The organism is Aquella oligotrophica (genome assembly GCF_002892535.1).
Lineage (GTDB): Bacteria > Pseudomonadota > Gammaproteobacteria > Burkholderiales > UBA11063 > Aquella > Aquella oligotrophica.
In genome coordinates, this window is record NZ_CP024847.1 from 1,472,147 (window position 1) to 1,486,335 (window position 14,189).

Sequence of the window (14,189 nt, forward strand, 5' to 3'; positions counted from 1 at the left end):
GAATTATGATAGTGAAGGTGAAATTATTAACATCTCTATGTATTGGGACATTAATTACTGGGAGCGCGCTAGCCTGCACAACCATTCTTGTTGGTAATAATGCAACCACTGATGGCTCAATTATAGTAGCTCGTAATGATGATACTAGTAATGCTTTAAAAACTTTTGCAATTATGAATCATCCTCAAACTATTAATTCGAGTGGTAAACTTTATCGTTCGAATGCAAATAATTTTACTTATCCATTACCCGCAATTTCACTTGCCTATACTGCGTTACCTCGCTCATTTAGTAAAAGTAAGCCAAACTTCTCCATGGAGGAAGTTGGTATAAATGAATCTGGGGTTGCTATTTCGGCAACAGAAACTATTTTTAACTCTGCTAATGCCCTAAAAATAGATCCATATCTGGAAGAAAGTGGTATTAATGAGGATTCTATTCCTAGTATAATTCTGCAGTCTGCACATAGTGCTCGTGAAGGTATTATGCTTTTAGGTTCGATTATTGAAAAACAGGGGGCTGCAGAAGGTTTTGGAGTAGCAATTAGTGATAAGACTGACGGCACTTGGTATCTGGAAACAGCTAGTGGACACCGCTGGGTAGCATGGCGCTTACCAAATGATAGTTTTTTTGTTTCAGCCAATCAGGGGCGAACTCAGAAAGTAAATCTACGTGATGCGAATAATTTTATGGGGTCTGGTGATCTAATTAAGTTTGCGGTTGATAATGATTTGTATTCGCCCAAATCGCGTGGTTTTTGGGGCTGGCTAACTGGCTCGAGTGAAGTAAATCCAGAAGAGAGTTTTAATTTCTTTAAAGTATATGTAGAAAATGGTGAGCACGATAAAACCTATAATTATCCACGGATCGAATCATTAGAACAACTTTATACTGGAGCTAGTTATACAGTAGGCGATGGCTTATTTCCAGTCTGGGAAACTCCAACCAAAAAGCTTAGTGTTGCTGATGTCGCAGCTGGTTTGAGGTTACATTATCAGGGCACCGAATACGATCCATATACTACACAAAATCCTAAAGCACCGTATCGTCCAGCTTCCGTAATGCGTGCAATATTTTCGCACATTACCCAAATTCGCCCTAATTTGCCAGATGATATCGGTTACGTTGAGTATGTTGCAGTTGGAATGCCTGATTTATCAATCTATATTCCTTTCTATCGTGGGCTACCGGAGATCCCACCATCGTATCAAACGGCGGTAGATGGAGCACCTGATAATACTTCTGAATACTGGAAATATCGTAAGCTTCAAGCCCTAGTTATGCAAAATTATCCAAAATATGCTCCGATGGTTCATGAACAGTTTAACCAATTTGAAAGTGAAATGTTTGTCAAACAGGCTGCAGTGGAAGAAACCTATCTGAAACTATACGAAATGGATCCCAAACAGGCAGATAAACTTTTACAGCAGTTTACAGAGATATTGATTTCGCAGGCAGATGTTTTGGTGAGTAATTTAACTAAAAAAATTGCTAATGATCTGAAAATGAATAATCTGAGTAATGCGGATTATGCAAAATTGATTGATAAAACCGAAAAAGAGTATCACTACGGTGGTGCATAATATGCTGATTGCAATATTTTGTAACATCAATATTCATTATTTATATCAATATATTGAGTCTTATTGTAGTGCGTCGCAATAATATAGTTTGAGTTACTTTGATACAATCCCATTCTAGATTAAATAATTAATTATAGTATTTTGAATTTTATTTTAGAATGGGGAATTTTATGGGTTATCAGATTGATCCAAATAAACAACCAAACCTATTTTCGGCAATTGCGATCGGGGTTGGTTCAATTATTGGTAGTGGCTGGCTTTTTGCTAGCTATTATGCTGCTAAATACGCTGGTCCAATTTCAATCCTATCTTGGATTATTGGTGCTACCTTATCATTGATGCTGGCTTTACTTCTTGCCGAAGTTGCAACCATGTATCAGGAGACTGGGCTTTTCTCCCGCTTACTAACTATTACCCATAATCGGGATTATGGCTTTATTGTTGCTTCTTCAAACTGGTTTTCCATGGTATCCTCGATTCCTTCCGAGGCAATGGCAACTGTTCAGTATCTGGCAACTGCCTTTCCTGCGGTAGATAGGATCATGTTTGTTAACGGTAATCTGACCTTTCCTGGGATATTGATGGTCTATGCGATAATTGGAATCTATGGGCTACTTAATTATTGGGGAATCAAAACCCTTACTAAAGCCAATAATGCAATTACAACCATTAAAATGATTGTTCCAGCTGCGGTTGGATTATTATTTATTTTTGCAGCTTTTCATCCCCAAAACTTTACCGCATATAAAGATTCAATTGCACCATATGGAATTGGTAACGCTTTTACGGCAGTAGTAACCTGTGGTATTTTTTATGCTTTCTATGGTTTTAGCATGATTACCGTTTTTGCTAAGGAATTGAAAAACCCTAGTCGGAATATCCCGTTGGCTTTGGCTGGTTCGGTAATTGTTTGTCTAATCATCTATTTAATTTTGCAAGTTTCATTCCTTGGCGCAATGGATACTGCTACAATTGCAGCTAATGGCTGGCATTCGCTTAATTTTCATTCACCACTAGCTGATCTTGCGGTAATTCTTGGAATTAACTGGCTAGCACTTGTATTATATGTAGATGCTGCAATTAGTCCTTCTGGTACTGGAATTTTATATATGGGTTCAGGTGCTCGTATGTTAAATGCGATGGCAGAAGATCATCAGATGCCAGGCATATTTGCCAAAATGAATCCAAAATTCTTTATCTCTAGAACTTCGCTAATTTTTACCATGATTTTATGTGGTGTTTTAGTGATATTTTTTGATAACTGGCAAAAAATAATGATTGTTGTAACAGTATTTCAGTTAATTTCATGTCTTGCTGTTCCATTAGCATTTAGCGCATTACGGAAAAATCAGCCAGAAAAGAGCCGTGCATTTAAAATGCCTTTTGGCAAATCAGTTAGTTTATTTGCCTATCTGATTGTGAGCTACCTGCTGGTACAATGCGGTACAACCGCAATGCTACTATCTCTGGTAATGCATCTGGTATTTTTTATTGTCTATTGTATGGCTTATTATCGCTTAAACCCGCAAAAAACTATGCTGGCATTTCGCTCGTCATGGTCTTTATTTGCCTATTTGGCAATAATGTCGATTTTTGCCAAGCTTCAAGATATGGATAAATTGCATACGCTATTGCCAATGTTAGCTTTTTTTGCTTTTGCTATCATATTCTATCGTTTATTGTTAAATCAAAAATCCTATACATAAAACTAGCTGAATTTCTAAAAATGCCACCATATAATTGGTGGCATTTTTAATGTTCGATAGGGTTAGCTATAATGGTAAAATGATGTATTAGGTTTTATTTTTGCATGGTTTGAGATTATGAGAGGAAAGTTACGTTTATTTTTTGCCTGTAGCATTGATGGATATATAGCAAAACGTAATGGTGATGTTGAATGGTTGGGGCAATTTAGTTTACCCGGTGAGAATTATGGTTATGATGAATTTCTTTCCGATATTGATGTTATTCTCTTGGGGCGAAAATCGTATGAGAAAGTACTTACCTTTCCCGAATTTCCATATAACAAACCCTGCTATGTTATAACGTTACAAAAGAATTTACCTTCAGATAGTAGAGTTATTTTTACAAGTGAACTAACAAAAACAGTAATTGAAATTCTGGCAGAAGGTAAAAATATCTATGCTGACGGTGGAGCGGTATTAATTTCAGAGTTAATTAAGCAAAATCTTGTAGATGAAATGACAATTACTACACTACCTATTATTCTTGGTAATGGGATTCGCTGTTTTAAGATGGGAATTGGGGAAAGTATTTACTCGCTTCAAAAAATAGAGCATTTTCCAAGTGGTCTTATTCAGGTAAAATATATAAAAAATTTTAAGGAAAACTAATATGTCGGTACTGGTTGATGCAGCAATTTCCCGCAGTGAACTAAAAGGTTCAAACTTTGAAATGACCTATGGTGGTGCTACTAGTTTTATGCGTAGAAACTATAGTAAATCTTTAGTTGGTGTTGATGTAGCGGTTAGTGGAGTTCCTTTTGATTTGGCGGTTACTTATCGTAGCGGTGCTAGATTAGGGCCACGAGCGATTCGCGCAGCATCAGTGCAATTGGCAGAACTCTTACCTTATCCTTGGGGTTTTGACCCGTTTGAGCGTTTAGCTGTTATTGACTATGGTGATTGTTTTCTTGATCCACATAACCCATTGACAGTACGTGATAGCATTAAAGATCATATTGAAAATATGCTTGAATATGATGTATTTCCATTAACTTTTGGTGGCGATCATTATATTACCTATCCAATTTTACTAGCGATGGCAGAAAAATACGGGAAAGGTTTATCCATAATCCATTTTGATGCGCATTGCGATACTTGGGCTGATGATGAGGAATATTCACTTAATCATGGTACCATGTTTTATAAAGCGATAAAAAATGGCATCATTGATCCGGCAAAATCGGTACAGATTGGTATTCGCACTTGGAATGAGGATTTTATGGGAACTAATATTCTTGATGCAGAATATGTACATAATAATGGCTGGCAAAAAGTGGTCGAGAGAGTAAAAGAAATTGTTGGCAATAACCTGACTTATCTTACCTTTGATATTGATTGTCTTGATCCAGCATATGCACCTGGTACAGGTACTCCTGTACCAGGTGGGCTAAATAGTGCGCAGGCATTGGCGATTTTACGTAATTTACAGGGAATTAATCTGATTGGTGCTGATGTTGTAGAGGTTGCACCAAGTTATGATCATGCTGAAATAACTGCATTAGCAGGCGCACACGTTGCTTGCGACATAATTTGCCTACTTGCTAGTAGCAAAAAATAAGCATGACAGATAATTTGGGTAGCAAAACCAAGCTTGGATTAAAAGCAGTGGTTTTTATGATTATGACCTCCTGCCTTGGGATCCGCTGGATTACTGTTGCAGGAGGCTTGGGGCCTTCTGCTATTTTCTTTTGGATTATTGCTGCGCTATTCTTTTTTGTGCCATTAGCATTAATAGTAATTGAACTCTCTTTAAACTATAAGGATAATGGTGGTGTCTATCTCTGGGTAAAAGAGGGGATAGGTAATAAGTCTGGATTTTACACGGCTTGGTTTTACTGGATTAATAATGTATTTTATTATCCCGGATTACTCACTTTTATTGCGGTTAATCTAGCTTATCTTATAGGTGATCACTCACTTGCAACCAACCCTCATTTTGTAGTGGTGGTGGTAATTATTTTCTTTTGGGGTGCGGTATTTTTTAATATTGCTGGGATACATCTAATTGCTAAGATAACTACCTTGTCTGGTTTAATGAATTTTCGGTTAGGATTATTTGTAATAATTGCTGGGGTGTATTATATTCTTTATCACGGTGATAGCGTTACTCATTACCACTGGAAAGCTTTCTTGCCACAAAAAGATTTGTTTCATAGTCTCTCAAGTGTTACTATGTTAATGTTGGCTCTTGCTGGGGTTGAGATGATTCCAACTATGAGTCGCTCAATTGATAATCCCGACAAAAATCTTATTAAAGCAATAATAATTGGCGGGGCATTACTGGTATCTTTATATATTATTGGAACAATTACTATAAATTTTATCATGACTCCAAAAGAACTCAGTAAAACTAGTGGTTTGGTCGAGTCTTTATATGCTATTGTAGCAAAACTTCATTGGCCTGAGTGGATGGCAAAATTTATTATTATCTCTTTGGTTATCGTTGAATTTGGTGGGCTTAATATCTGGCTTATTACATCAAGTATCATGTTTTTTCAATGTGCAGAGAAGGGGATTCTTCCGGTCTGGTTACAAAAGGTAAATGTGAATTATGTCCCGGCAAATGCATTAATTGCTCAGGGGGTATTGGTCACGGTCATAGTCCTACTAACTCAATTTATGCCTAGTGTAAATGCGATGTACACTGTACTAGTATTAATGTCAACAATTATTTATTTTTTGCCCTTTCTTTTTCTTTCGGTTGCCTATATTCGGATAAGAAAAAAACGCTATCTTGAACGGCAGATTTTGTCGGATAATATGGCAAAACTTATGGCGATATTAACTTTTGTTTCTATTTTAACTGCAATGTGTCTTGCGGTAATCCCAACAGAAGATCTTACTACTAAATTTCAAGTTTTTATCTATGAGCTTGAATTAATCGGTGGTCCAATTATATTTGTTATTATGGCAATTTTGCTCTATAAACGTAAAGAACGTAATTTAATAAGGCAGAAAGTATTGTGAGTAATACTACAAAAAAAATAGGTGTTTTTTCAGTTGTTTTATTAATGATTGCCTCCTGTCTAGGGATTCGTTGGATACCCGTAGCTGGTGCAATTGGTACACCAGCACTTCTATTTTGGGCTCTTGGTGTATTACTCTTTTTTATACCCTTATCTTTAATGATTATTGAATTATCACTTAATTATGATAAAGATGGTGGGGTATATTTATGGGTAAAAGAGGGGCTTGGTTCTTTTAGCGGATTTTTTAGTGCCTGGTTTTACTGGACAAATAATCTTTTTTATTATCCGGGGCTTCTGACGTTTATGGCAGCAAACCTTGCTTACTTTATTGGCAATAAGGATCTTGCAGCTAACCATCATTTTATCGTTATGGTGGTAATTATTGGTTTCTGGTTTGCCATTATTTTAAATATATTTGGTATGCAAAAGATAGCTAAAGTAGCTGGATTGGCGGGTATATTAAATATTGGCTTGGTTATTTTCATTATTGTTGCCGGAGTTAGTTATATTATGTTATATCATAATCCTGCCACTCCTTTTGAAATAGCCAACCTAGTTCCAAAAGACAGTGCCTTTGATAATCTATCTAATTTGGCACTTTTGATGTTTGCTCTTGGTGGGCTTGAATTAATCCCAACTTTAGCGCAATCAATCGATAAACCTGAGCGTAGTTTACCAATCGGTGTCTTGTCTAGTGGCATTGTTCTGATTATCCTTTATATGGCAGGTACGCTTGCGATTAATTTTATTTTAACCCCGCATGAGTTATCAAATACTACAGGCTTAGTTGATGCATTTTATGCTGTTACTAATAAATTACATATTGCTGAAATAGTAAAGATTTTGATTGCCGCAATTGTCATAGTTGAGTTTGGTGCAATAATTCTATGGTTGATTGCGCCAACTGTTATGTTTTTTGAGTGTAGCGAGCCAGGTATTTTACCAAAATGGCTGCAACAGTTAAATAAGAATCAAGTACCAGCAAATGCTCTTATCTTTCAGGGCATAATTGTAACTTTGATAATATTACTAACCCAATATCTCCCGACTGTAAATTCAATGTATCTAGTACTGGTATTAATGGCGGCTATAATCTATTTCTTGCCATATCTCTTTTTGGCTATTGCCTATTTTCGATTAAGAAGCCAGAAAAAGCTTAAGAAAACCATACTTAATGATTTTTTTAGTAAATTAATCGCTATTATTGCTTTTGTTGCGGTATTATTCGGGATTGGTTTAACCTTCGTGCCAACTAGTGATCTTAAAACGGCACATGATATCCTTATCTATGAATTAGAATTAATCGGGGGGCCGGCAATTTTTATAATCGTCGGAATTATAATTTATGCTCGTAGAGCAGCTTAGTTAAAAAGGACAGCTGAATGGCACAAATTAAAGAACAGGCATGGAATTACAAAAAAACAAAAGAATTTTATTGTGTAAATGGTTGGGCAAATGGTTATTTTGATGTCGATAAAAGTGGCTTCTTAACCGTCAAACGTGGTAAATATGTTAAGGATGTACCGTTATCGCTGGTTGATATTGTTGAATTTGCCAAGAAAAAGCATAACCTTGAAACTCCGCTGGTGCTTAGATTCACTGATATTGTAATGGATAGAGTTGAGCGCATTACTAAAGCCTTTAATACGGTTAGAAAAGAACTTAATTATAAACCTGAATATACACTGATTTACCCAATTAAGGTGAATCAAAATCGTGCTGTAGTTGAAAGCGTGGTATTAGCAAAAGCCAATAACGGACTTGAAGCTGGAAGTAAAGCAGAGCTTCTGGCGGTACTATCAATGGTTAAAAATAATAAAACGCCAATTATCTGTAATGGCTATAAAGATAAAGATTATATTCGTACCGCCTTAATTGCGCGTAAGATTGGACGAAACATTACTATTGTTATTGAAAAAATGCAAGAAGCACATCACGCAATTGAATTATCAAAAGAGTTAGGGGTTAAGCCCTTACTTGGTGTACGTTGCCGGTTAGCATTAACTTTGGCTGGTAAGTGGGCACATTCTGGTGGCGAAAAATCTAAATTCGGGCTTAGTACAACCCAGATTCTTGAATTGTTGAAGTTATTGCGCACTAACGAAATGCTTGAGTGTTTGCACCTAATCCATTGTCACCAGGGGTCGCAAATTGCTAATGTTAAGGATATTGAACACTATATCAATGAATTAGCACATGTTTATGTTGGTTTATGTAAGCTTGGTGTTGATCTTAAAGTCATTGATGTTGGTGGTGGTTTAGCCGTTGATTATGAAGGAAGTCGTAGCCGTAGCTTTAATTCAACTAATTATAGTCTTGGTGATTATGCTTTTACTATGCTATCAAAAATTAAGGAGCTTGCCGATAAAAATGATGTTCCTATTCCGCAGGTCTACTCTGAATCTGGACGCGCAACTACTGCACACCATGCTGTTTTTGTAACCAATGTTGTTGAAGTTGAAAGCGTTGTCGGTGAAGAAGTTCCTGATATTGGTAAAACTAATGATGAAGACTTGGTTGAACTCGATAATATGCTCGATTCTTTTGATAAATTGCCAATAAATGAAATTTATTCATCGAGTATCCTTGCCATTGAAAGTATGCATAACCGTTTTGCCGAAGGTAATCTAACTTTAGAAAAACGTGCCATGGCAGAGCAGCTATTTTCACATATTAAACTTGAAATTGTAAAACGGCTTAATCCATTATTCCGTTCACACCGTGAACTTTATGATATTTTGGATGAAGATTTGGCTAAAAAGATTATTGCTAATTTCTCGTTATTTCAGTCGATGCCAGATAGTTGGGCGATTTCGCAGTTATTCCCGGTAATGCCAATTTCACATTTGAATGAAGAGCCAGTAATGCGTTCAATGATAGAAGATATTACTTGCGATTCAGATGGGAAAATAAATAACTATATGGATTTTCAGGGGAATGAACCATCGTTAAAAATGCCGCGTTTTGATCCTAATAATCCATACATGATTGGAATATTTTTAGTTGGTGCCTATCAGGAAATTATGGGTAATATGCATAATCTATTTGGGAAGGTTACCACGCTGGATATTTCACTTGATGGCAAGGGTGGCTTTACTATTGATGAAATCCATGATGCTTTTGCGAATAAAGACTCATTGGAGCATGTTGGTTATGATGTGAAGGAAATGCAGGATTTATTTAAATCGGCAATTTCTGGGCTAAAAATATCTAAAGCAGAGCAGAATGAATTATTTAGCCAGATTAAGCAGGTATTTAATTCTCATACTTATTTAGTCTAATTATTTAAGGTAATGTAGATGGAAAGCAGGTATTTAAATCGGGATTTAACCGAAGCAGGTGAAGCAACACGTTCAATTCATGGTGGAACCAGCCCAGATTTGGTTACTGGAGCAATTTTACCGCCAATTTATCAGACGGCAACCTATGCTCAAGAAGGAGTTGGTATAAATAAAGGGCATACCTATTCGCGTTCATCAAATCCAACTGTCAAATCTTTAGAGCTAAGGTTAGCTGCAATTGAAGGGGCTAACTCCTTTGCTACCTGCTTTGCTACCGGAATGGCGGCAATGAGTACATTACTTATGACATTAATGAAAAAGGATGAGCATTTAATTTGTTCCGATGTGCTTTTTGGTGGCAGTGTCCGACTAATTGACAGTATTCTTTCTAAATATGGGATTACTGCTAGCTATGTTGATGCCGCAGATCCTAAGAATGTAGCCAAGGCTATCAAGTCCAATACTAAACTGATTTTTCTTGAAACTCCAGCTAATCCGACTCTTAAATTAAATGATATTGAAGCGATTAGTAAAATAGCTAAAGAAAATAACCTTCCACTTGTCGTAGATAATACATTTATGTCTTCGCTACAAAAACCATTTGATCTAGGCGCTGATATTATTTTATATTCGACTACTAAATATATTGATGGTCATAATTCAACAGTTGGTGGGGCATTATTGACTACTAATCAGCAACTAGCGACAGATTTTGAATATACACGCAAAAATTTGGGCAATATTCAGGCACCATTTGAAGCGTGGCTGATCTTACAGGGCTTAAAAACATTAGGGATAAGGATAAAACAGCATTCAGATAATGCCTTGCAGGTGGCAAAATATTTAAAAAATCATCCTAAGGTTAGCTCAGTGATTTATCCAGGACTTGATGATTTCCCACAGCTTGAATTAGCAAAAAAACAGCATCCCTTTGGTTATCACGGAGGTATGCTAGTTTTTGAAATGGTTGAGGGCTATGATAAGGCAATTTCGGTGATGAATAAAGTAAAACTTTGTGCCTTAGCTGAAAGCCTTGGTTCAACTGAGAGCCTGATAACTCATCCGGCATCAATGACGCATGCGGCAATGACACGTGAAGCACGTGAGGTAATTGGACTAAGCGAAGGAATGATTAGGCTTTCGGTTGGACTTGAAGATGTAGCAGATATTATCAAAGATCTCGAGCAAGCAATGAGCTAACTGCTCTAGGATAAATCGACAAGGTCAAAATAAAATATTATCAAGGAGATAGCAGCTAGTGATAGATAATAGCAATCAGGAAATGCATGATTTATTTGAACAGCGGAATATCTATTTAAATCCACCAGCTGACGTAGATGATCAAATCAAAATTTTGCGTGCGCGTGGTATGGTTATTGATGATTATCCATATGCCAAGGATTTTCTTGAGGAAGTTTATTTTCATCGTTTTCTAAGTTATTCTGTTCCTTTTTTTGCCGATACTACTTCACGGCTTTATAAAGTAAATACCAATTTTAAAGATGTTGTTAAGATTTATGAGTTTGATAGTAGATTAAGGAATTTACTTCTTGAAGCTATTGAAAAAATAGAGATTTCGGTAAGGACTCAATTTATTAATCTTAGTTGGAAGTATGGTCCGCACTTTTATATGAAGCATAAGTTATTTCGTGATCATCGATTATTAAATGATAGTATCGAAAAACTACAGTACCAGATTAAAGCCAGTCATGATTTACTGGTTAGCGAATATTACCATCGCTATAATGACCCAGAAATGCCGCCAGTCTGGATTGCAATTGAACTAACTTCAATCGGACAACTAAGCAAATGGTTTATGAATTTGAAGAGTCAGGAAGATAAAGCAGCAGTTGCTAAACGTTACCGTATTCATTACAGCGTATTACAAGCTGTTTTAGATAATCTTACATTAATTCGCAATTATGCCGCACATCATAATCGGATCTGGAACCGAAATTTCAGCTTTGAATGTATAGTTGATGATGAACATCGGGCAATAAGTCAGGCATTGTGTGAGGGGAGCAGAATTTATACCGTATTGGTGCTGATTCTTTATGTTTTGAAGGTTCTTGGATTTCATGAACCATTTTATAAAAAATTGACTGGCTTAATCGAAATCTATAATATAAATGTAGATGCAATGGGATTCCCGGTTAATTGGAAAAGTTTATTTCAGGAAGTCATGAGTGGCAAATAAGCGTGCCATACTTTTGATGGGACCAACCGCAGCGGGTAAAACAGCTATCGCGCTTGGTCTAGCAAATCATTTGCCAATAGAAATTATCAGTGTTGATTCTGCTTTGATTTATCGTGGGCTCGATATTGGTAGTGCAAAACCATCTAGAGCAGAATTATTACAAGTACCACACCATTTAATTGATATTTTATCGCCACTTGAAAACTACTCAGTCGCTGACTTTTTAAAAGATTGTAATCAATGTATTAGTGATATATGTGAACGAGGGAAACTACCAGTACTAACTGGCGGCACCATGATGTATTTCAATGCCTTAATTAATGGGATTTCTGAACTTCCAGAGGCAAATCCCGAAATCCGTCAGCAACTCGAGATTGATTTTGATAAAAATGGAAATCTTTCAATGCATCAGAGACTAATGGCGCTAGACCCAGTCTCGGCAGCTAAAATTAACCCAAATGATAGACAGAGAATTGAACGTGCGCTTGAGGTTTATTATATTTGTGGTAAACCGATGTCTATAATGCAGAAAGAAAAATGGATTCCCGGACTACCGGATTGTGAGTATTTATCATTAGGTATCATGCCTACCAATCGAGAGCTTTTACATCAAAGGATAAATCAGCGCTTTGATTCAATGCTTGAAATGGGGATTATTGATGAAGTTGCTAATTTACGCTTACAATATCCTGAATTGACGGATAAGCATAATTCAATGCGTATGGTTGGTTATTCTCAGGTGTGGAGCTATCTTGAAGGTATCATTGATTATGAGGGGCTTAGGATGGAAGGGATGGCAGCAACACGGCAATTGGCAAAACGCCAGCTTACTTGGCTACGCAGTCTTCCACTTCAAGTTATTGATGATCCCCAACTAAATCAGAGCATACTACTACAAAAAACTCTAGATTTAATCAGTAGTTGGATTTATTAAGCTAGGATAGAGATCTATTTTTTACAAATTAATTTGCTTGATAAATAAGTTGATTTTCCTATAGCTTGTGTTATAATTATCACTTAAACACTATATATAGTGTTTTGTGGGTTAAGAAAGAAGAATGATGGTTTTTGGTTTTTTTAAGAAAAAAAAGAAAGAAGAACAGCAGGTAGTTGTTCAAGATAATCAGCAACAAGATAATATAGACATAGTTGAAGTAGCTAATGAAGAAGTTGTTGAAATTAGTCAAGATATATCTGTTGAACCAGTTGAGTTAGTCAAATCAGATGAAATCACTGAGCTAAAACCAATAGATTTTATCGAGCAACATGAGCCAGCTTCATTAGAAACTTCAGAAGTAGTTAGTAGTAATACTATAGAAGTATCAAATGAAGAAACCCCTTCGCTTAAGACTAACTCTGAAACTAGTGATGAGTTAACTCGTGGCTTTGAAGCAACTTATATGGCAGATGCAAATATTCGTGAGATTGCTAATGTAAGTGATGAAGTAAAGCAGGAAGTTGAAGAAATTCAGGAAGAGCAAGTGCACCTGAAAAAACTTTCTTGGACACAAAGATTAAAACTAGGACTTAGTAAAACCCGTGATGTGCTTGGTAAGAAACTACTAGGGGTTTTTGGTGGCGGTAAAATTGATGAAGATCTATACGAAGAGCTTGAGTCAGTTTTATTAACTTCTGACGTTGGTGTCGCAGCAACCATGCACTTACTTGAGAATGTTCGCGATAAGGTGAGCCTTCGTGGACTTAAAGATGGAGCTGAACTTAAAACTGCATTAACCGACTCATTAGTAGAATTAATCAAGCCGCTTGAAGTTCCACTTGATACCAGTAATCATCAGCCATTTGTGATCATGATGGTTGGTGTTAATGGAGCTGGAAAAACAACCTCCATTGGTAAATTAGCCAAATATTTCCAGCAGCAAGGTAAAAGCGTTATGCTAGCAGCGGGTGATACTTTCCGTGCAGCAGCTAAAGAGCAACTGATGGAGTGGGGTAAACGTAATAATGTAACGGTTATTGCTCAGCAATCTGGTGATTCGGCTGCTGTTTGTTACGATGCAATCCAGTCCGCGATTGCTCGTAAAATTGATATTGTCCTAGCTGATACTGCAGGTAGGTTGCCAACCCAATTAAATCTTATGGAAGAAATTAAAAAGGTTAAACGGGTTATTGATAAGGCATTACCGGGTGCTCCGCATGAAGTAATGTTAGTTTTGGATGCAACAATTGGGCAGAATGCGATCAATCAGGTGAAAGCTTTCGATGATGCACTTGGACTTACTGGTTTGGTATTAACTAAGCTTGATGGAACTGCCAAGGGTGGGGTGATTTGTGCTATTGTCAAAGAGCGTCCAGTAGCATTACGTTTTATTGGTGTTGGTGAAAGTATAGACGATTTACGTCCGTTTACGGCAAAAGAGTATGTTGAGGCTTTACTCGACTAAAATGAATTATTA

At 36.6% G+C, this 14,189-nt stretch carries 11 protein-coding genes; all 11 read left to right on the plus strand.

Translation table 11 applies throughout. The features are described 5' to 3' along the window. Nucleotides 1–11: 11 nt before the first annotated feature. The 11 genes from CUN60_RS06720 to ftsY all read left to right on the plus strand — a co-directional run bounded on the left by CUN60_RS06720 (nucleotide 12) and on the right by ftsY (nucleotide 14,177). On the plus strand, nucleotides 12–1,583 hold the full coding sequence (locus tag CUN60_RS06720) for a C69 family dipeptidase (protein ID WP_102951300.1): 1,572 nt from the start codon (nucleotides 12–14) through the stop codon (nucleotides 1,581–1,583). Between the two features lie 170 nt (nucleotides 1,584–1,753). Then, nucleotides 1,754–3,289, plus strand: a complete 1,536-nt coding sequence (locus CUN60_RS06725) for an APC family permease (protein ID WP_102951301.1) — start codon at nucleotides 1,754–1,756, stop codon at nucleotides 3,287–3,289. 117 nt (nucleotides 3,290–3,406) lie between these two features. Then, complete coding sequence (locus CUN60_RS06730; protein WP_102951302.1) at nucleotides 3,407–3,937, plus strand: dihydrofolate reductase family protein; 531 nt, start codon at nucleotides 3,407–3,409, stop codon at nucleotides 3,935–3,937. 1 nt (nucleotide 3,938) lies between these two features. Beyond that, nucleotides 3,939–4,886 (plus strand): agmatinase, encoded by a 948-nt coding sequence (gene speB, locus CUN60_RS06735; RefSeq protein WP_102951303.1) that lies wholly within the window; start codon nucleotides 3,939–3,941, stop codon nucleotides 4,884–4,886. Nucleotides 4,887–4,888: 2 nt separating this feature from the next. After that, complete coding sequence (locus tag CUN60_RS06740) at nucleotides 4,889–6,295, plus strand: APC family permease (RefSeq protein WP_102951304.1); 1,407 nt, start codon at nucleotides 4,889–4,891, stop codon at nucleotides 6,293–6,295. After that, entirely contained in the window at nucleotides 6,292–7,662 is a 1,371-nt protein-coding gene (locus CUN60_RS06745) for an APC family permease (RefSeq protein WP_102951305.1), read from the plus strand. The genes CUN60_RS06740 and CUN60_RS06745 overlap by 4 nt, the downstream gene beginning before the upstream one ends. A gap of 17 nt (nucleotides 7,663–7,679) precedes the next feature. After that, a complete protein-coding gene (gene speA / locus CUN60_RS06750) occupies nucleotides 7,680–9,578 on the plus strand; it encodes a biosynthetic arginine decarboxylase (protein ID WP_102951306.1) in 1,899 nt (632 codons plus the stop codon). A gap of 18 nt (nucleotides 9,579–9,596) precedes the next feature. Continuing rightward, a complete protein-coding gene (locus CUN60_RS06755) occupies nucleotides 9,597–10,778 on the plus strand; it encodes a trans-sulfuration enzyme family protein (protein WP_102951307.1) in 1,182 nt (393 codons plus the stop codon). Between the two features lie 58 nt (nucleotides 10,779–10,836). Then, on the plus strand, nucleotides 10,837–11,775 hold the full coding sequence (locus CUN60_RS06760; protein ID WP_102951308.1) for an Abi family protein: 939 nt from the start codon (nucleotides 10,837–10,839) through the stop codon (nucleotides 11,773–11,775). Beyond that, nucleotides 11,765–12,709: a tRNA (adenosine(37)-N6)-dimethylallyltransferase MiaA gene (miaA, locus tag CUN60_RS06765; protein ID WP_102951309.1), complete on the plus strand. Its 945-nt coding sequence runs from the start codon at nucleotides 11,765–11,767 to the stop codon at nucleotides 12,707–12,709. Before CUN60_RS06760 ends, miaA begins: the two co-directional genes overlap by 11 nt. 127 nt (nucleotides 12,710–12,836) lie before the next feature. Continuing rightward, nucleotides 12,837–14,177: a signal recognition particle-docking protein FtsY gene (gene ftsY / locus CUN60_RS06770; protein WP_425266153.1), complete on the plus strand. Its 1,341-nt coding sequence runs from the start codon at nucleotides 12,837–12,839 to the stop codon at nucleotides 14,175–14,177. The last annotated feature ends 12 nt before the right edge of the window (nucleotides 14,178–14,189 follow it).

What these genes read in the sequence shown, in the direction of transcription:
- CUN60_RS06725 (WP_102951301.1), top strand. Translation starts at nt 1,754, where the DNA reads ATGGGTTATCAGATTGATCCAAATAAACAACCAAACCTATTTTCGGCA.
- CUN60_RS06740 (WP_102951304.1), top strand. Translation starts at nt 4,889, where the DNA reads ATGACAGATAATTTGGGTAGCAAAACCAAGCTTGGATTAAAAGCAGTG.
- ftsY (WP_425266153.1), top strand. Translation starts at nt 12,837, where the DNA reads ATGGTTTTTGGTTTTTTTAAGAAAAAAAAGAAAGAAGAACAGCAGGTA.
- CUN60_RS06730 (WP_102951302.1), top strand. Translation starts at nt 3,407, where the DNA reads ATGAGAGGAAAGTTACGTTTATTTTTTGCCTGTAGCATTGATGGATAT.
- CUN60_RS06755 (WP_102951307.1), top strand. Translation starts at nt 9,597, where the DNA reads ATGGAAAGCAGGTATTTAAATCGGGATTTAACCGAAGCAGGTGAAGCA.
- speA (WP_102951306.1), top strand. Translation starts at nt 7,680, where the DNA reads ATGGCACAAATTAAAGAACAGGCATGGAATTACAAAAAAACAAAAGAA.
- speB (WP_102951303.1), top strand. Translation starts at nt 3,939, where the DNA reads ATGTCGGTACTGGTTGATGCAGCAATTTCCCGCAGTGAACTAAAAGGT.